Annotated in this window: 15 protein-coding genes; 2 read left to right on the plus strand and 13 right to left on the minus strand. The window is 68.3% G+C overall.

The genetic code is table 11. The annotated features are described in order from the left end of the window. The first annotated feature begins 424 nt into the window (after positions 1 to 424). Positions 425 to 3,910 carry a DNA-directed RNA polymerase subunit beta gene (rpoB, locus tag AC27LF_RS21840; protein WP_479661792.1) on the plus strand — a complete coding sequence of 1,162 codons (3,486 nt, stop codon included), beginning with the start codon at positions 425 to 427 and terminating at the stop codon, positions 3,908 to 3,910. A gap of 96 nt (positions 3,911 to 4,006) precedes the next feature. Continuing rightward, on the plus strand, positions 4,007 to 7,921 hold the full coding sequence (locus AC27LF_RS21845; RefSeq protein WP_479661793.1) for a DNA-directed RNA polymerase subunit beta': 3,915 nt from the start codon (positions 4,007 to 4,009) through the stop codon (positions 7,919 to 7,921). A 55-nt stretch (positions 7,922 to 7,976) separates the two neighbouring features. Here AC27LF_RS21845 and AC27LF_RS21850 read toward each other — a convergent pair whose 3' ends face one another. The 13 genes from AC27LF_RS21850 to AC27LF_RS21910 form a co-directional block, all read right to left on the minus strand. Then, positions 7,977 to 8,252 carry a hypothetical protein gene (locus AC27LF_RS21850; RefSeq protein WP_479661794.1) on the minus strand — a complete coding sequence of 92 codons (276 nt, stop codon included), beginning with the start codon at positions 8,250 to 8,252 and terminating at the stop codon, positions 7,977 to 7,979. Continuing rightward, entirely contained in the window at positions 8,249 to 8,527 is a 279-nt protein-coding gene (locus AC27LF_RS21855) for a hypothetical protein (protein ID WP_479661795.1), read from the minus strand. Before AC27LF_RS21855 ends, AC27LF_RS21850 begins: the two co-directional genes overlap by 4 nt. A gap of 18 nt (positions 8,528 to 8,545) precedes the next feature. Continuing rightward, positions 8,546 to 9,415 (minus strand): peptidoglycan-binding protein, encoded by an 870-nt coding sequence (locus tag AC27LF_RS21860; RefSeq protein ID WP_479661796.1) that lies wholly within the window; start codon positions 9,413 to 9,415, stop codon positions 8,546 to 8,548. Between the two features lie 99 nt (positions 9,416 to 9,514). Then, positions 9,515 to 9,991 (minus strand): ATP-binding protein, encoded by a 477-nt coding sequence (locus tag AC27LF_RS21865; protein ID WP_479661797.1) that lies wholly within the window; start codon positions 9,989 to 9,991, stop codon positions 9,515 to 9,517. Positions 9,992 to 10,009: 18 nt separating this feature from the next. Further along, entirely contained in the window at positions 10,010 to 10,729 is a 720-nt protein-coding gene (locus tag AC27LF_RS21870) for a hypothetical protein (RefSeq protein WP_479661798.1), read from the minus strand. Then, positions 10,729 to 11,865, minus strand: coding sequence for a hypothetical protein (locus AC27LF_RS21875; protein ID WP_479661799.1), 1,137 nt, complete (start codon positions 11,863 to 11,865; stop codon positions 10,729 to 10,731). The genes AC27LF_RS21870 and AC27LF_RS21875 overlap by 1 nt, the downstream gene beginning before the upstream one ends. Beyond that, complete coding sequence (locus AC27LF_RS21880; protein ID WP_479661800.1) at positions 11,862 to 12,959, minus strand: hypothetical protein; 1,098 nt, start codon at positions 12,957 to 12,959, stop codon at positions 11,862 to 11,864. Before AC27LF_RS21880 ends, AC27LF_RS21875 begins: the two co-directional genes overlap by 4 nt. A gap of 79 nt (positions 12,960 to 13,038) precedes the next feature. Next, the gene (locus AC27LF_RS21885; protein WP_479661801.1) at positions 13,039 to 14,256 is read right to left on the minus strand and encodes a hypothetical protein; all 1,218 of its coding nucleotides are present in this window, start codon (positions 14,254 to 14,256) and stop codon (positions 13,039 to 13,041) included. Positions 14,257 to 14,323: 67 nt separating this feature from the next. After that, positions 14,324 to 15,244: a phage distal tail protein gene (locus tag AC27LF_RS21890; RefSeq protein ID WP_479661802.1), complete on the minus strand. Its 921-nt coding sequence runs from the start codon at positions 15,242 to 15,244 to the stop codon at positions 14,324 to 14,326. A gap of 26 nt (positions 15,245 to 15,270) precedes the next feature. After that, positions 15,271 to 16,467 (minus strand): phage tail family protein, encoded by a 1,197-nt coding sequence (locus tag AC27LF_RS21895; RefSeq protein WP_479661803.1) that lies wholly within the window; start codon positions 16,465 to 16,467, stop codon positions 15,271 to 15,273. Positions 16,468 to 16,529: 62 nt separating this feature from the next. After that, positions 16,530 to 17,726 (minus strand): phage tail protein, encoded by a 1,197-nt coding sequence (locus tag AC27LF_RS21900; protein ID WP_479661804.1) that lies wholly within the window; start codon positions 17,724 to 17,726, stop codon positions 16,530 to 16,532. A 23-nt stretch (positions 17,727 to 17,749) separates the two neighbouring features. Next, the gene (locus tag AC27LF_RS21905) at positions 17,750 to 18,469 is read right to left on the minus strand and encodes a hypothetical protein (protein ID WP_479661805.1); all 720 of its coding nucleotides are present in this window, start codon (positions 18,467 to 18,469) and stop codon (positions 17,750 to 17,752) included. Positions 18,470 to 18,885: 416 nt separating this feature from the next. Further along, a complete protein-coding gene (locus AC27LF_RS21910; RefSeq protein WP_479661806.1) occupies positions 18,886 to 19,353 on the minus strand; it encodes a hypothetical protein in 468 nt (155 codons plus the stop codon). Between the last annotated feature and the right edge of the window lie 85 nt (positions 19,354 to 19,438).

Raw genomic sequence — 19,438 nt, forward strand, 5'->3', positions numbered from 1 at the left:
CTTGCACCCGCGCGAGCGGGGGGTATGGTGATCTTCGTCGTGTCCCCGGAAGCCCGGGTTGGACTGGGGGGCCTTGACGAACCGCACGCAGCGCGCAATTCTCAGGACGCGTCGTCACAACGATCCAGGTTCCGAGGCATGGATCGACGGCGAAGAGGGCAGTATCAACGTGCGTTGAGGGCAGGCATGGCGCAGGCGTTGAGGACAACGAGGGTCTCAGAAAAGCGGGACTGGACATCAGTGTGCCAAGTGGCTACACTGACCCTTTGCGCTGCCTGTTAGCTGTCCCCTGCCCGTCACCAGGGGTCTGTCCTCACCCGAGCATCGATGACCGAACCCCCCTCGACCTGGGGTTTCCGTCTTCATGTATGGGAGAGGGGCCGGTACGCGCGTAGTGAGTCCGAGCCCTCGGAAGGACCCCCTCTTGGCCGCCTCGCGCAACGCCTCGACCGCGAATACGAACAACGGCGCCAGCACCGCCCCGCTGCGCATCTCCTTTGCAAAGATCAAGGAGCCTCTTGAGGTTCCGAACCTGCTCGCGCTGCAGACCGAGAGCTTCGACTGGCTGCTCGGCAACACCGCCTGGCAGAGTCGGGTCGAGGAGGCTCTTGAGAACGGTCAGGACGTCCCCACCAAGTCCGGTCTGGAGGAGATCTTCGAGGAGATCTCCCCGATCGAGGACTTCTCCGGGTCGATGTCGCTGACCTTCCGGGACCACCGCTTCGAGCCGCCGAAGAACTCGATCGACGAGTGCAAGGAGCGCGACTTCACGTACGCCGCCCCGCTCTTCGTCACGGCCGAGTTCACCAACAACGAGACCGGCGAGATCAAGTCCCAGACCGTCTTCATGGGCGACTTCCCGCTCATGACGAACAAGGGCACCTTCGTCATCAACGGCACCGAGCGTGTCGTGGTGTCCCAGCTGGTCCGTTCCCCCGGTGTCTACTTCGACTCCACCATCGACAAGACATCCGACAAGGACATCTTCTCCGCCAAGATCATCCCGTCCCGGGGTGCCTGGCTGGAGATGGAGATCGACAAGCGCGACATGGTCGGTGTCCGCATCGACCGCAAGCGCAAGCAGTCCGTCACCGTCCTCCTGAAGGCGCTCGGCTGGACGACCGAGCAGATCCTGGAGGAGTTCGGCGACTACGAGTCGATGCGCGCCACCCTGGAGAAGGACCACACCCAGGGCCAGGACGACGCGCTGCTCGACATCTACCGCAAGCTGCGCCCGGGCGAGCCCCCGACGCGCGAGGCCGCGCAGACGCTCCTTGAGAACCTCTACTTCAACCCGAAGCGCTACGACCTGGCGAAGGTCGGCCGCTACAAGGTCAACAAGAAGCTCGGCGCGGACGAGCCGCTGGACGCCGGGGTGCTCACCACCGACGACGTCATCGCCACCATCAAGTACCTGGTGAAGCTGCACGCCGGCGAGACCGAGACGATCGGCGAGTCCGGCCGCTCGATCATGGTCGAGACCGACGACATCGACCACTTCGGCAACCGTCGTATCCGCAGCGTCGGCGAGCTGATCCAGAACCAGGTCCGTACGGGTCTCGCCCGTATGGAGCGCGTCGTGCGCGAGCGCATGACCACCCAGGACGTCGAGGCGATCACGCCGCAGACCCTGATCAACATCCGGCCGGTCGTCGCCTCCATCAAGGAGTTCTTCGGCACCAGCCAGCTGTCCCAGTTCATGGACCAGAACAACCCGCTGTCGGGGCTGACGCACAAGCGGCGTCTGAACGCCCTCGGTCCGGGTGGTCTCTCCCGTGAGCGGGCCGGCTTCGAGGTCCGTGACGTGCACCCGTCGCACTACGGCCGCATGTGCCCGATCGAGACGCCGGAAGGCCCGAACATCGGTCTGATCGGCTCGCTCGCCTCGTACGGCCGGGTCAACGCGTTCGGTTTCATCGAGACGCCCTACCGCAAGGTCGTCGAGGGCCAGGTCACCGACGAGGTCGACTACCTGACCGCCGACGAGGAGGACCGCTTCGTCATCGCGCAGGCCAACGCGCCGCTGAACGAGGAGATGCGGTTCGCCGAGGCCCGCGTGCTGGTCCGCCGCCGTGGCGGCGAGGTCGACTACGTCGGCCCCGAGGACGTGGACTACATGGACGTCTCGCCGCGCCAGATGGTGTCGGTCGCGACCGCCATGATCCCCTTCCTGGAGCACGACGACGCCAACCGTGCCCTGATGGGCGCGAACATGATGCGCCAGGCCGTACCGCTCATCAAGTCCGAGGCTCCGCTCGTCGGCACCGGCATGGAGTACCGCTCCGCCGTCGACGCCGGCGACGTCGTCAAGGCCGAGAAGGCCGGTGTGGTCCAGGAGGTCTCCGCCGACTACATCACCACGGCCAACGACGACGGCACATACATCACCTACCGCCTCGCCAAGTTCGCCCGTTCCAACCAGGGCACCTCCGTCAACCAGAAGGTCATCGTCAACGAGGGCGACCGGGTCGTCGAGGGCCAGGTCCTCGCCGACGGTCCGGCCACCCAGAACGGTGAGATGGCGCTCGGCAAGAACCTGCTCGTGGCGTTCATGCCGTGGGAGGGTCACAACTACGAGGACGCGATCATCCTGTCGCAGCGCCTCGTGCAGGACGACGTCCTCTCCTCGATCCACATCGAGGAGCACGAGGTCGACGCCCGTGACACCAAGCTCGGCCCCGAGGAGATCACCCGGGACATCCCGAACGTCTCCGAGGAGGTCCTGGCCGACCTCGACGAGCGCGGCATCATCCGCATCGGCGCCGAGGTCATCGCCGGTGACATCCTCGTCGGCAAGGTGACCCCCAAGGGCGAGACCGAGCTGACCCCCGAGGAGCGCCTGCTGCGCGCGATCTTCGGTGAGAAGGCCCGTGAGGTCCGTGACACCTCGCTGAAGGTGCCGCACGGCGAGACCGGCAAGGTCATCGGCGTACGCGTCTTCGACCGCGAGGAGGGCGACGAGCTGCCGCCGGGCGTGAACCAGCTGGTCCGCGTCTACGTCGCGCAGAAGCGCAAGATCACCGACGGTGACAAGCTCGCCGGCCGGCACGGCAACAAGGGCGTCATCTCCAAGATCCTGCCGATCGAGGACATGCCGTTCCTGGAGGACGGCACCCCCGTCGACATCATCCTGAACCCGCTCGGTGTGCCGTCCCGAATGAACCCGGGACAGGTCCTGGAGATCCACCTCGGCTGGCTCGCCAGCCAGGGCTGGGACGTCTCCGGCCTCGCCGACGAGTGGGCGCAGCGCCTGCAGAACATCGGCGCCGACCAGGTCGACCCGCGCACCAACGTCGCCACCCCGGTGTTCGACGGTGCCCGCGAGGACGAGCTGGCGGGTCTGCTGGAGCACACCATCCCCAACCGCGACGGCGACCGCATGGTCCTCCCGTCCGGCAAGGCGCGGCTGTTCGACGGCCGCTCCGGTGAGCCCTTCCCGGACCCGATCTCGGTCGGCTACATGTACATCCTGAAGCTGCACCACCTGGTCGACGACAAGCTGCACGCCCGCTCGACCGGTCCGTACTCGATGATCACCCAGCAGCCGCTGGGTGGTAAGGCGCAGTTCGGTGGTCAGCGCTTCGGCGAGATGGAGGTGTGGGCGCTGGAGGCGTACGGCGCCGCCTACGCCCTCCAGGAGCTGCTGACCATCAAGTCCGACGACGTCACCGGCCGCGTGAAGGTCTACGAGGCCATCGTCAAGGGCGAGAACATCCCCGAGCCCGGCATCCCCGAGTCCTTCAAGGTGCTCATCAAGGAGATGCAGTCGCTCTGCCTGAACGTGGAGGTGCTGTCCAGCGACGGTATGTCCATCGAGATGCGTGACACCGACGAGGACGTCTTCCGCGCTGCGGAGGAGCTCGGCATCGACCTGTCCCGGCGCGAGCCGAGCAGCGTCGAAGAGGTCTGACGGGAGTCCGGCGGGCCCCCTGACCAGGAGGCCCGCCGACCCCCAGGCCCCCGTTTCAGACCACAGACTTACGACCCTGAGAGGGATTGACGCATAGTGCTCGACGTCAACTTCTTCGACGAGCTCCGGATCGGCCTGGCCACCGCTGACGACATTCGCCAGTGGAGCCACGGCGAGGTGAAGAAGCCCGAGACCATCAACTACCGCACCCTCAAGCCCGAGAAGGACGGACTCTTCTGCGAGAAGATCTTCGGCCCCACCCGGGACTGGGAGTGCTACTGCGGCAAGTACAAGCGCGTCCGCTTCAAGGGCATCATCTGCGAGCGCTGTGGCGTCGAGGTCACGCGCGCCAAGGTGCGCCGTGAGCGGATGGGCCACATCGAGCTGGCCGCGCCCGTCACGCACATCTGGTACTTCAAGGGCGTTCCGTCACGCCTCGGCTACCTGCTCGACCTCGCCCCGAAGGACCTGGAGAAGGTCATCTACTTCGCGGCGTACATGATCACGTACGTCGACGAGGAGCGCCGCACCCGCGACCTGCCCTCCCTGGAGGCGCATGTCTCCGTGGAGCGGCAGCAGGTCGAGAACCGCCGCGACGCCGACCTCGAAGCCCGCGCCAAGAAGCTGGAGGCGGACCTCGCCGAGCTGGAGGCCGAGGGCGCCAAGGCCGATGTGCGCCGCAAGGTGCGCGAGGGCGCCGAGCGCGAGATGAAGCAGCTGCGCGACCGTGCGCAGCGCGAGATCGACCGCCTCGACGAGGTGTGGACCCGGTTCAAGAACCTCAAGGTCCAGGACCTGGAGGGCGACGAGCTGCTCTACCGCGAGCTGCGTGACCGCTTCGGCACGTACTTCGACGGCTCGATGGGTGCCGCGGCGCTGCAGAAGCGCCTGGAGTCCTTCGACCTCGACGAGGAGGCCGAGAAGCTCCGCGAGATCATCCGCACCGGCAAGGGCCAGAAGAAGACCCGCGCCCTCAAGCGGCTGAAGGTCGTCTCCGCGTTCCTGCAGACGTCCAACAGCCCCAAGGGCATGGTCCTGGACTGCGTGCCGGTCATCCCGCCGGACCTGCGTCCGATGGTGCAGCTGGACGGTGGCCGCTTCGCGACCTCCGACCTGAACGACCTGTACCGCCGTGTCATCAACCGCAACAACCGGCTGAAGCGGCTTCTCGACCTCGGCGCGCCCGAGATCATCGTGAACAACGAGAAGCGCATGCTCCAGGAGGCCGTCGACGCGCTCTTCGACAACGGCCGCCGCGGTCGCCCCGTCACGGGCCCCGGCAACCGTCCGCTGAAGTCGCTGTCCGACATGCTCAAGGGCAAGCAGGGCCGCTTCCGTCAGAACCTGCTCGGCAAGCGAGTCGACTACTCGGCGCGTTCCGTCATCGTCGTCGGCCCGCAGCTCAAGCTGCACCAGTGCGGTCTGCCGAAGGCCATGGCGCTTGAGCTGTTCAAGCCGTTCGTGATGAAGCGCCTGGTCGACCTGAACCACGCGCAGAACATCAAGTCCGCCAAGCGCATGGTGGAGCGCGGCCGCACCGTCGTGTACGACGTCCTCGAAGAGGTCATCGCCGAGCACCCGGTGCTGCTGAACCGTGCTCCCACCCTGCACCGCCTCGGCATCCAGGCCTTCGAGCCGCAGCTGGTCGAGGGCAAGGCCATCCAGATCCACCCGCTCGTGTGCACCGCGTTCAACGCGGACTTCGACGGTGACCAGATGGCCGTGCACCTGCCGCTGTCCGCGGAGGCGCAGGCCGAGGCCCGCATCCTGATGCTGTCCTCGAACAACATCCTCAAGCCCGCCGACGGCCGTCCGGTGACGATGCCGACCCAGGACATGGTCCTCGGTCTGTTCTTCCTCACCACCGACTCCGAGATGCGGGACGTCAAGGGCGAGGGCCGGTCCTTCGGCTCGGCGGCCGAGGCGATCATGGCGTTCGACGCGGGCGAGCTGTCGCTCCAGGCGAAGGTCGACATCCGCTTCCCGGTGGGCACCATCCCGCCGCGCGGCTGGACCCCGCCGGCGCAGGAGGAGGGCGACGAGCTCGTCGGAGCGGCGGCGTGGCAGCAGGGCGACAGCTTCCGGCTGAGGACCACGCTGGGGCGTGCGCTCTTCAACGAGCTGCTGCCCGAGGACTACCCCTTCGTCGACTACGAGGTCGGCAAGAAGCAGCTCTCCGAGATCGTCAACGACCTCGCCGAGCGCTACCCGAAGGTCATCGTGGCGGCGACGCTCGACAACCTGAAGGCGGCCGGCTTCTACTGGGCGACCCGTTCCGGTGTCACCGTGGCCATCTCCGACGTCGTCGTCCCCGAGGCGAAGAAGGAGATCGTCCGCGGCTACGAGGCGCAGGACGAGAAGGTCCAGAAGCAGTACGAGCGCGGTCTGATCACCAAGGACGAGCGCACGCAGGAACTCATCGCGATCTGGACCAAGGCGACCAACGAGGTCGCCGAGGCGATGAACGACAACTTCCCGAAGACCAACCCGATCTTCATGATGGTGAACTCGGGTGCGCGCGGCAACATGATGCAGATGCGTCAGATCGCCGGCATGCGTGGTCTGGTGTCGAACGCGAAGAACGAGACGATCCCGCGGCCCATCAAGGCGTCCTTCCGTGAGGGCCTGTCCGTCCTTGAGTACTTCATCTCCACGCACGGTGCCCGTAAGGGTCTCGCGGACACCGCCCTGCGGACCGCCGACTCGGGTTACCTGACCCGTCGTCTGGTGGACGTCTCGCAGGACGTCATCATCCGCGAGGAGGACTGCGGCACCGACCGCGGCCTCAAGCTGCACATCGCCGAGCGCGGTGCCGACGGCGTGCTGCGCAAGGCGGAGAACGTCGAGACGTCCGTGTACGCGCGCTGCCTCGCCGAGGACATCGTGGTCGACGGCAAGGTGCTGGCCCCGGCCGGCACCGACCTGGGCGACGTGCTCATCGACGAGCTGATCCTCCAGGGCGTCGAGGAGGTCAAGACCCGCTCGGTCCTGACCTGCGAGTCCGCGGTCGGCACCTGCGCCATGTGCTACGGCCGCTCGCTCGCCACCGGCAAGCTGGTCGACATCGGTGAGGCGGTCGGCATCATCGCCGCCCAGTCCATCGGTGAGCCCGGCACCCAGCTGACGATGCGTACCTTCCACACCGGTGGTGTGGCCGGTGACGACATCACCCAGGGTCTGCCGCGTGTCGTCGAGCTGTTCGAGGCCCGTACCCCGAAGGGTGTCGCCCCGATCTCCGAGGCGTCCGGCCGGGTGCGGATCGAGGAGACCGAGAAGACCAAGAAGATCGTCATCACGCCGGACGACGGCAGCGACGAGACGTCCTACCCGATCTCGAAGCGCGCCCGACTCCTGGTCAGCGAGGGCGAGCACGTCGAGGTGGGCCAGAAGCTCACCGTGGGTGCCACCAACCCGCACGACGTGCTGCGCATCCTGGGCCAGCGTGCCGTCCAGGTCCACCTGGTCGGCGAGGTCCAGAAGGTGTACAACTCGCAGGGTGTGTCGATCCACGACAAGCACATCGAGATCATCATCCGGCAGATGCTGCGCCGCGTGACGATCATCGAGTCCGGCGACGCCGAGCTGCTGCCCGGCGAGCTGGTCGAGCGCTCGAAGTTCGAGCACGAGAACCGTCGTGTGGTCCAGGAGGGCGGTCACCCGGCCTCCGGTCGTCCGCAGCTCATGGGTATCACCAAGGCGTCGCTGGCGACCGAGTCGTGGCTGTCGGCCGCGTCCTTCCAGGAGACGACCAGGGTCCTCACGGACGCGGCGATCAACGCCAAGTCCGACTCCCTGATCGGCCTCAAGGAGAACGTCATCATCGGTAAGCTCATCCCGGCCGGTACGGGTCTGTCCCGCTACCGCAACATCCGGGTCGAGCCGACCGAGGAGGCCAAGGCCGCGATGTACTCGGCCGTCGGCTACGACGACATCGACTACTCGCCGTTCGGCACGGGCTCCGGCCAGGCCGTACCGCTGGAGGACTACGACTACGGTCCGTACAACCAGTAGCAGGCGATACTGAAGGGCGGTCACTCCTGAGGGGGTGGCCGCCCTTCGGCGTCTGTCAGCGCGCCGTCAGCTCCCAGGCCGCGACGAGGACCGTCGCGACCGCGGCCAGGGCGCCGATGCTGGCCAGCGGCCATCTCGACCGCTCCAGGGCGTCCAGGCGCCGCTCATGGTCGGCGAGCTGCTTGTCGCTCTGGTCGCTGCGCTGGACCAGCAGCGCGAGCGAGCCGTCGACCCGGGCGAAGCCGGCCTCGACGGTGCCGCGCAGCCGCTCCAGCTCGACGGCGACGGCGGTCGGGTCGGAGAGCGAGGGGGGTGGCGAGGGCTCGTTCACGCGTCCCCCCGTTCCGGGTCGTCCGCCGTGGCCAGGGGCGGCAGCCGGGCGTCGGTGGCCGGCCGGGCGTCCGTGCGCAGCCAGCCCGGCAGCAGCGCCTGCACGCCCGGTGCCGCCATCGCCCGGGTCAGGCCCGCGGCAACGGCCAGCGCTCCGGCCGCCCAGGGGATCGTCTCGGGCAGGCCGGCGGCGTCGACGGCCGTCGGCAGCAGGACGCACAGGCCGGCGGCGGTCTGCAGGACGGTACGGAGGGTTCGCTTGGCGGCCTCTGACATCGGTGGACCTCGTTTCTCTCAGGAGCTGTACGGGACCTTCAGCGCTGCCCAGGACGTGGCGCCCGGCCAGCCGTCGGCGGCGCTGCCGGTGTAGCCGAGCCTGCGCTGCCACTTGGCGTAGGAGAGCCGGTCGGCCTCGGTCCACTGCGGGCCGGGCCCGGCGGCGTACGCGGAGCAGCCGACGGCGACCAGCCGCTTGCCCATCGCGGTGACGATCGCCGACCTGGGCTTCGTCCTGAACCAGTCGGCGCCGGGGAAGGGCTGGTGGGCGGGCCTGCCCGGGGACGTGGGCGGCTTCGCCCGCAGCCGGGCCGCGACCCGGGCGCGGAAGTCGGCCATCGTGAACCCGCGCGGGTCGATCTTGGCGCTGGTCCACTCCTTGTGGCCGATCACCGACGGTGCGCCCCAGCCGTGCGTCCGGCACAGCGCGGCGGCGGCCCGGACCATGGCGTCCAGCTGGACTTCGGGCCAGGGGTCCTTGCCGTCGCCGAGGTTGACGCACTCGAAGCCGTAGAAGTGGACGTTGCCGTCGGTGTCGTTCGTGGTGGGCGCGGGCAGCGCGGTCTCGGCGATCACCGCCTTCAGTACGCCGCCGGCGCCGCTGCCGGCGTGGTTGGCGCGGCCGTTGCCGACCAGGTGGACCGTGCCGTCCTTGGCGATGACGCCGTGGCAGAGCGGGCCGGGCAGGTCGGCGTGGCCGTTGAAGCAGAGGTTGACCGAGGCGGCGGTGCCCGAGGTGACGGTGTGATGGATGACCACGCCGTGCACCGGGCCCCAACGTCCCTTGCTGTTGCGGTTGTTGGTGCGCCAGCCGGCGGTCTCGACGACGGTGACGCCCTCGGCCCGCAGGGCGGACACGAGGGCGTCGGCGGACAGGGGAGTGGCCATGGGCGGTGCCTTCCGGACAGGGACGGACAAGAGAGAACCCCGGCCGGCGGGGGCGGCACGGGGCTGCGGCTGCGGGTGCGGGTGGGGGAGCGCGGGACGTCAGAGGGCGCTGTCGGGGGCGGTGGACAGGCCGGAGCCGCTGTCCACCGGCGGGTCGGCCGGGTCGTCGGCGCCGCCCGGACCGCCGTCGGAGCCGTCGTCCGAGCCCCCGTCCCCGGTGCTCGTCCACCTGGCGCACAGGGCGGCGTGAGCAGCCACGTTCGCCTCGAAGTCGGCGAGCGCCGCGGCCACCGCCCGCTGGATCGCCGTCCGGTCGGGGACGACCTGGGCGGTGCCGACCGGCGGGACGGTGACCCGGCCGAGGCCGCGCAGCACGGCGCCGCCGGTCCCGGACTCGGTGAACTGTGCGGTGATGTTGACCGGCGAGTACGTGCCGGTGATCGAGTCGGGCGCGATGACGCTGTTGAAGCTGGTGTCGGAGACGTTGACGTAGACGGTGTGGCCGGCCTCGGTGAGGGTGGCCCGGCCGGCGAAGTCGATCGCGAGACCCCAGGGCTGGCTGGTGTCGATGTCCATTGGTGGTGGGTCCTTCCTTCAGGTCTGGCGGCCGTACATCAGTACGGGGTTGGCGTAGACCGTGCCGGACGCGCTGGTGACCATCGCCTGGACCTCGACCTTGAGCAGGGTGCCGTAGACCGAGGCGAAGTCGGAGCTGATCGCCGCCGAGTAGTCGAAGACCGAGCCGGCGGTGACGGCGCTGCCCCACGGGGAGCCGTTGACGAGCACCTGCACCGAGCCGGTGGCGCCGGAACTGGCCCGGGTGTTCACGAGCAGCCGCATCCTCGGCTGCCAGACCATGTTGTACGACATCGCGATCGTGGTGAAGGCGGTCGCCGTGGTCTGCGGCCAGCGGCTGACCGCCGTGTCCTGGGGCGGCAGCATGTTCAACCAGGGCTTGGCGATTCCGCCGGTGTCGATGTCGTCGGAGATGATCTCCCGTCCGGCGCTGTCGTAGATCCGCAGGGGCTGCTGCGAGGTGCTGGTGCCGTCGCCGTTGTACAGGGACAGGGCCAGCCTGCCGGTCTGGCGGCGGAGCGCCAGGCCGTACTCGTCGCCGCTCCACCGGCCGACCGCGAAGACGGCCGGGCCGCCGCCCGGCGGGCGGACTTCGAGAAAGCCGCCGCCGGTGATCTCCACGCCGCCGCCGGAGATCTTGTTGAGGGCGGGCCGGGTGTTGACCGCGGTGGACAGCTGCTGGATGTGGCGTTCCATCTGGGTCAGTCGGGCGATGATGTCTTCGGGCAGCTGCGGCATCAGACCTCCTCCAGGTAGAGCTCGGCGGTGTCCGGGCGGCCACGCTGAGCGGGGCTGACCTTCACGCCGATGATCCGGTAGCGGGCGTCCAGGCCCTCGGTGAACCACTCGTCGGTGATCCGGATGCGCGCGGTCCGGCCGAGCAGCGCGGTCGGCACCAGGTCGTCCAGCATGACGCTGATCTCCGGGATCACCACCGCCCCGCCGGCGGCGGCCAGTTCGGTGCGGGCGAGGGCGGTCAGGGTGCCCTCGTCGGTGATGTCGTTGTGGTCCGAGGTCAGGTCGATGCGCGGATAGCCGGCCCGCTCGATCAGTTCGGTGGCGACCGCGACCGTGGAGCACAGCGGCCGGGACTCGGAGGCCTGGTCGGCGTTGGTCGACGCGCCCCGGGCCCGGGCGGTGGTGCCGCCACGGGTGGCGTCGCGCGGGAAGGAGTACGACAGGATCGTGCCCGGCCGGTCCAGCACCAGGTCGGTGGTCCCGGTGGTGATCGTCGGGCTGCCCAGCCGCAGCCGGCGCACCCGGGCGCCGTTGGCTGGGTCGGTGTAGACGGAGATGTGGTGCTCGAAGCCGTGCTCCAGCGCCGCCAGCGCGTCCAGGGCGTCGAGGTAGGCCGTCTCGTCGCCGTCCCGGTAACTGACCGAGCGGGTCACGCCCGAGGTCTCGTCGCCGTAGCTGACGCCGATGTCGCCGCCGGGCAGCCCGGTTTGGAGGTCCTTCCACAGCGCTCGCGCGATGTCCAACTGGTCGCCTTGAGGGGCGAGCCGGTAGTCGGGGTCGTACGCGGGCGTGGCCGCCCGGATCAGGCGCCTGCCCGCGTACGACTCAAAGGTCGCCGCCTGGATGCCGAGGGTGAGGACGCCCTGCTCGTCGCTCCGCAGGGTGCTGGTCCAGACGATGCCGCCCCACCACAGGTCGGTGCCGCGCTGAAGGTAGACCGCGGTCCGGCCCTCCTCGATGCGGCGGACCCGGGCGGCGATCGCCGCGTTCGGCACCGGGACGGTCCCGGACAGGGAGCCGGCCTTGCCGATGTAGTCGTCCACCGTGACATCGCGCAGCGGCAGGATGTCGAGGGTGGTGTCGGTGCGCAGATCGCAGAAGATCGCGCGGTAGGGCGTGTTGAGGGGTGTCGTCATTCCGCGGCCTCGTAGGTGGCGGTGCCGCGGATGGCGAAGCCGCTGGTCCAGGTCCAGGGCAGCAGGGGGGGCACGGCGCCCTGCGTGGAGCTGGCGATCGCGACGGCGTCGGGGCGGCCCGAGGAGATCATCAGTGAGAAGGCGCCGGTCGTGGTGAGGTAGATCCGGCTGGTGGTGCGGGCGGTGTTGGACGCACCGAGTTCGGCGAAGCCGATGACGGAATGGACGGCCGACGCGGCCACGGGCAGGGAGAAACGCCAGACGTCCGAGTTACTGGGGCTGGTGCCGAAGGCCGTGGTGGAGCCGAATTGGAGGGAGAAGTTGAGATGCACGGTCGTGCCGTACTTCAGGTACCGGCAGTTGACGGTGGCGTTGCCGTACGACGGGGTGGCGTTGCCGGTGCTGGTCGTCCAGGCCGGGGTCCAGCTCTGCCAGGTCGGGAACGCCGGGTAGGCGGTCCAGGCGGTGCCGTTCCAGCGCTGGAGTCGGCCGTTCGCGTCCCGGTACTGGCCCGGGTAGGAGCCGGGGGAGGTGTCGTTGGTGACCGGCAGGATGCCGCCGATCCCGACGGTGGCGGTGCGCAGGTCGGTCAGGGCGCTGTTCCAGTCGATGGCCGTGGTGCCGGCGCTCGCGCCGGCCGGCACGACGACCTGGTACAGCGGAAGCGACAGCGGCGGGGTCGCGGGCGCTGTCGGGATCGCGGCCGCGGTGCCCTCCACGATCTCGACGACGGCCTCGCCGCGGCCGAGACCGTCGTAGGGGTCGTCGTAGACGCGCAGCACGACCAGGTCGATCCGGCCGTACTGGGCGCCGTCGGTGAAGGTCAGCGGCTGGTACTCGGTGAGGGCGACCGGGTAGGCGCCCTGGGCGTCGGTGCCCTGGATGACGGCGCGGCCGGGGCTGACGGTGGCGCTCATGGTGCCACGGGTGCCGGTCAGGGTGAAGCCGGAGATCCGCCACTGTCCGTCCGGCGAACCGGGCAGGATGCCGGAGCGGGTGGCCACGGGCGAGGTCGGGGTGAGGGGGCCGAGCGGGACCAGCCGGGTGTCCTCACGGGACTGGTCTTCGGACAGCCATCCGGAGCGCAGGGGCATGGTCGACTCCTTTGCTTGTCAGCGGAGTTGGGGTGGTCGGGCGATCGGGCCGAGGCACGGACGGAGTGGGCCGCCGCGCTCAGGAGGCGGACTCGTAGGTCCCGTGGATGGACAGCACGTCCCCGGACGCCCAGGCGAAGGGCAGCGACTTGTCCCAGAGGCCGGTGCTGGTCTTCATCGTGTCGCGCAGCGAGCGGACCACGCCGCCGTTCGCCGTCGCCAGCAGACCGGTGCCCTGGTGGAGCAGTTGCGTCGAGGAGTCGAACGCCTCGGCGCTCAGCACCCGTCCGTCCAGCTTCCACGCGGTGTTGACGGGGACGACCGGCAGCGAGAACGTCCAGTCGGCGTCGGTCGCCTGCGCGGACAGGTTGGTCGTCGACCCGATCTTCAGATAGATCCGGACCTGGACGACCGTGCCCGTCTTCACGTACGACCCGGCGAGCGTGCCGTTGCCGATCACGGGCGCCGTGCCGGACTCGACGCCCCACTTGGGCGTGTAGTCGGTCCAGGTCGGCACGGGCTGGTACGACACCCACGTCGTCCCGTTCCAGCGCTGGAGCAGCCCGGAGGACGAGTCCCGGTACTGGCCGGTGTAGCTGGCCGTGCCGACCGTCCCGGCCGGCGCGATACCGCCCAGCGCGCTGGGGTACGACACCCACGCCGACCCGTCCCAGCGCTGGAGGGCGCCGCCGGAGTCGCGGTACTGGCCCGGATAGGCGCCGTTGCCGGACTCGCCGTAGGCGGGCAGGATGCCGCCGATCGCGACCGTCGGCGTCCTCAGATCGGTGACGTCCGTGCTCCAGTTGATACCGCCCTTGCCGGAACTGATACCGGCGGCCACCCTGACCTGGTAGATCGACAGGCCGATGGCCGGGGCGGCGGGCGGCACCGGGGTGGCGGACGGGGCACCCTGGACGATCTCCAACGCGGCCTTGGTGACCCCGGAGTTGTCGTACAGCGCGTCGTAGATTTTCAGGACGACGAGGTCGATCCGGGGGTTCGCGGCGTCGCCGTCGGCGAAGGTGAGGGCGGTCGGTTCGGGCAGGGTGACCGGGTAGGCGCCCTGGGTGGCGCCCGCCTGGATGACGGCCCGGCCCTCGTGGACGACCGCCGTCATGGCGCCCGGGGCTCCTTCGAGCCGGAAGCCGGACAGGCGGTTCAGGCCGTCGTAGGACCCGGGCAGGATGCCGGAGCGTACCTCCAGGGGATTCGCCGGGGTGGTCGCGCCCAGCTGGGTCAGCCGGGTGTCCTCGCGCGTCTGGCCGGTCTCGGCCACCCATGCGCTGCGCAGGTTCATCTGCTGGTCTCCTGTGGTGTGGGGTGCGGTTGGCGGCGGGCGGGGCAGGTGCGCGGGCCGGCAGGTCTCACCACTCGGCCGAGCGCCAGCGGACGGTGAGCCGGGCGCCGGTGCCGTAGGCGTCGGGGCGGAACGCCAGCCGGGCGCGGCCCGGTTCGAAGGCGAACAGTTCCTCGGGGCTGCTGTCGGCGGCGGCGGTGTGGCGCCGCGCCGCGGTGCCGTTGAGGATGACCGTGCCGGCCGCCGTGTCCACGACCAGCTCGTCCACCGCCGCGAGCCCGATCTCGTAGCGCAGCCGGCGGCCGGTGGTGCGGTCCGTGACCGTCGGGTTGGTGCAGGGTCCGGTGAAGGTGAGGACCGGATGGGCGGGCGCCGAGCCGTGGTTGTCGGCGCTGACGTCACCGGTCGCCGCCGCCTCGCCCCAGTACAGCGGCCAGGTCAGCGGCCAGGTGAGGCCGCTCTCCGGCTGCGGGCCGCCGGTGACGGCCGCCTGCTCGTCCACGGCGTAGCGGCGCGGGTCGGTGGCGTACCACTGCACGGACGCCTTGGCGACGCCCTGCGTGGTGTACGTCCGGTCGGCGGTCAGCACCCGCTGGCTGACCCGCGCCCTGACGGCCAGGGTCTCGCCGTGCAGGCGCACCGCGAGCCAGCGCTCCGCGTCGCCGAGCAGCAGGGCCTGGCGCAGGGCGCGCATCGCGGCGAGGGAGGATGTGGTGTCGTCGGCCGCCGGTACGGTCCACACGGTGCCGCCGACCCTGCGCGGCTTGGCATAGCGGGCGCCCGGCCAGGCGCCGTGCGCGGTGGGGTGATCGGCGTCCGTGGTGTCGTACTCGGGCAGGTCCTCCCAGCCGGTGAGCCCGTCGCTGCCGATCTCGTACGGCGTGCCGGGGCCCAGCAGCAGTCCGGCCCACTGCATCTGCCCGTCGCGGGTGATGAGTGAGCCGGGGGGAACGTCGTCGGTGTATGCGGTTGTGGTCAGGTCGGCCATGGAGGCTTCACCTCACGTGACTGTCGTCATGGGCAGGCGTGGGCGGAGGCCAAGAAGAGCAGGTCCGACGCGGTGCCGTGGGCGCCCGCGGCGTGGCTCTCGTGAAACTCCTTGATGTGGTAGGGGCGTTGGGCCTTTACGCTCCGGTTCCTGTGGGCGAGGGCGGTGAGAGGCAGGACGCGGCCGGTACGAGGGGCGGCGCCGGGGACGGCGACACCGCCCTCCGCGAGCATCGGGATCTTGCTCAGGTGCACCCCGAACTTCTTGCCGAGGACGTTGAAGCTGAGCTTGTTCAGCCCGTCGATCACCCAGTTCGCGAAGGCGACGAGTCCCTGGAACGGGCCCTTGATCACCCCGGCGACGGTCTGCGCGCCGGTGGTGACGAACTGGCCCATGGCGTGCAGGGTGTTGGAGGTGGCGTCCTTGATGCGGGTGAACCCCTTGGGGATGTCCCTGGTGATCCAGTCCAGCACCGGCTTCACGGCGTACTTGAACCCGCTCCAGATCGCCGACACCTTGCCGCTGAGCGCGCGGGTGTCGCCGGTGGTGAGCGCCTTGAGGACGGCGAAGCCGGTGCCGATGAGGGCGCCGAGCGCGCTGAGGACACCTTTGATCAGGGTGAGGCAGCCGGTGACGTACGTGCTCACCACGCTCGCGATGGCCTTGAGGATCGGGGTGAGGAGGGCCAGGTGGCTCTGGACGTACTGGAGGATCAGCTTGGCGAGCTGGTCCATCAGCCGTTGTCCGGTCGCGGAGTTGAGGGCGATGTCGAGGAGCCAGCCGGCGACGGGGAGCAGGATGCCGGTGACGAAGCCGATGGGGTTGGCGCGGGTCAGGGCGTTGATGACGATCATCACGCCGGAGCCGATGGTCATGGCGGTGCCGAAGGAGTTCAGCAGGCCGCCTAGTGGACCCGCGAGATCGACCATGCTGAGGATCAGGGACATGATGCCCCCGAGTCCGGTGAGCAGCAGGCTCAGCTTCGATCCGGCACCCTTCGTACCGGACTTGAGGGACTTCACCTCGCCCGCCGCCGTGGTGGCGTTCCGTCCCGTCTGGGTGACGGAACGGGCGGTCGCCCGGGCGGTCTCCTTCGTCTTCCGTACGCAACCCACGGTCTGGTCGGCGGCCGAGGCGAGGCGATCGATGCCGCTGACGGCGTCCTTGAAGCGGCCGGTGACCGAGCGCAGGGCAGTGACACTCTGTTCGGCCCGAGTGCGCAAGGACCGCACAGTAGGGATGAAGTTGCCGACCGGATTCGCCGGTACGGCGCCGAGCGCGGCACTCATCCGCGAGCCTTCGCCAGGAACATCAGCGCGTCGGCGGTGCGCTGCGGGCTGCTGCTCTCGGCCGCGTAGTAGTGCTCGATGTGCAGCGCGCCGGCGTCGGAGCCGGGGGTCCCGGCATACGCCCGCCCGCGCGCGGCGGCTCGCTTCAGCAGCCGGTCCAGCTTGCTGAGCGGCAGCACAGCCTCCGCCTCACCGGCCTCGGCGAGCAGCGCCGGAACACCGCCCGAGCGGGGCATGACGACACCGCCGGTGGCCAGCGCGGGGATCCTCGGCAGGTGGACGCCAAAGGACTTGCCGCCGACCATCGGGACCCAGCCCGGGACCGAGACGTGGATGCCGTTGAGGGCGCCGATCGCGGAGTTGATGATCCCGATGACCGCGTTGATGGGGCCCCGGACCGCGCCCTTGATGCCGTCGAAGGCGCGGCTCGCGATGCCCCTGAGTCCGCCCCAGATGCTGGACAGCCTGTTCTTGACGGCCTGGAAGGCGTTCGGGATCGCGGACCTGACCCAGCTGACGACCGGAGAGATGACGGCCTTGATGCCCTTCCACACGTTGGAGACGACCGAGCGGATCGCGTTGAGCCCGCTGCTGATGATCGACTTCCACGCGTTGACGTAGGTCCGGATGACGGTGGCGACGGCCTTGACGATGTTGGTGATCGCCGTCTTGATGCCGTTCCAGACCGACTTGATCAGGCTGGCGGCGCTCTTCATGATCGGCCCGATGGCCTTCATGACATTGCTGATCACAGACTTGATGACTTCGAAGGCCCGCTTGAGGATCTTCTGCATGGTCTTCGACTGGGTCGCCATGTCGACGACCCTCTGGATGAGCGGCGCCAGGAGCTGCATGAGCATGCCGAAGAAGTTGCCCTTCATCGACTTGTTCATCTTGTCCTGGCCCTTGGCCGCCTTGCCCGCCCCGGACTCGTACTTGCCGAGGTTCTTCCCGGCACTGGAACCGGTCCTGCCGGCCTTCCCGATGGACTTCTCCGCCTTGTCGGAGGCGGACTTGAGGTCCTTCAGCTCTTTCCCGGAGTCCTGGGCGGCCGACTTGAGGCTCTTGAGCTGTCCGGCACCCTTCTGACCGGCACTGCCGACGTTCTTTGCTGCCGTACCCGCCCCGGCGGCCTTCTCCTTGAAGTCCTGGAGAGAGCTGGACGCTTTCTTCAGTGAACTGACGAGGCTCATGTGTTGTCTCCTCGACGTGGGTGTCAGCTCGCGGCCGTGCCGGCCAACGCACGCATTTCCGTGTTGAGCTCACGGATCGAGCCGGCGAGTGTGTCGACGGACTGGTGGTTCTTCGCCGCGCTTTCCAACCTCTTGGCCGCGGAGGCCATCTGGCGCATGGCACGGGGGGTGGCGAGACCGCGCACCTTGGAGCGATAGGTGTCGACTTCGGCGTTGAGGACGCCCATCGCGTCCTTTACGCGGTTGACCTCCTCCACCGAGGGGAGTCGTGGCTGTCGAGCATCAGTTTGCTCCTCCGGCTGAAGTCCCCAACTACCGTTCTCGGCACGCCCGAAGAAACTTCGAACTCGTTGGTTCTCCGGAATCACGTCCCCGATGATGCCGAACTGTCGCGTGCGTCCTGTGAATGCGAGTGTCAATTCCTTGATCTTCGCCACGATGCCGACGGCGAGCGCGATTGCAGCGCCAAAAGCGGTCACCAGGAGGGCAAGTTTGCCGAGGAAATCAGCACCATTGACGACCGCGAGAAACTCCTTGATGGGGGACATGTCCTTGAGGATGTCCTTGAAGTTCTTCTTCTCGGCGTCGTCGTCCTTATTCTTCCCGTTCTGAATCGCCTCCTTGAGGTCTTTGATCTTGCTGTCGAAATGTCCGATCTTCACAGTGGTCTTGGAAATGCTGTCGAGATTCTGCTCGACGTCGGTCAGCTTGTCGTACACCTCATCCGTGGTGTGCTGTGCCATGCGTTGACTTCCTCTCGATGGTCGCGTGTGCCAGAAAAACGGCTAATGCCCCAAAAAATCTCTCCTCAAGTGACGGCACCGCCGAGAGAATCCGTCTTGCCCGAGTTCTGTTCCTCCGCTAGTCTTTGACGGGATCATTGAGATGTGGGGGGGGAATGAGAGTCTGGTACTTCTTCATCGCTGTAGGGCTCTTGGTGATTTCGGGGATTTCTTTCTTTGTTTCTTTCTCGGCTTGGGAGAGCGCTCGAAGAGTATCGGAAATCCCGTCGAGGCCAAAGTTTGTCGCTGCATCGGCTGGAGCAGGTGTGGTGTTCCTGGGTCTCTCTGTATTCCTTCTCACGCTCTGAGCACAGGGGCCGTGATGGTGGCGCAGTCCTGCTATCGCTAACGGCCCGCTTGCTTCATGGGCTCGTGAGTCAGGCATCGGCAACTATAAAAACGGGGGGCGGGTGATGAGTACTGCCCTGACCGTAATCGGATTTACCCTGATTTTTCTCGCTGTCCTGGCCTGCTTTGCGAATTCGGGGGGTCTCGTCAAGTTCCTGAAGTTGCGAAATCTGGAATGCCATGGTGTCGAGGGGGCATTCCTTGGGCTCACTTTTAAGGCGAGTTGGAGGAGGGGAAGATGACGCTTTGGAGAAGACACCCCTGCGGCACACAGAGGTGATCGACCCCGGTGTTGCCCTGGCGATCAGCCAGGCCGCAATGGCCAATCCGATGGACCCGAGGCACGCTGCGAAGATTTCAGTTGCCCTCAGCCGGCCTGGTAGCAGGGAGGGGAGGGTGAAACTGGCCGGTGATGCCGGGTCGTAGAGGATCTCGGTCCGATCGCCCTCCGTCGAATCGAGCCTCCGGACCCTGCCGTTCGGCAGGGTCAGCGCCATCATCACGTAGTACCGCGGATCGCCGTCATCCCCTGTCTTCACGCGAAAGCCGAGGAATTCACCGGTCGATGGCGCCAGCCACTAG

This window comes from Streptomyces diversicolor (genome assembly GCF_057537855.1).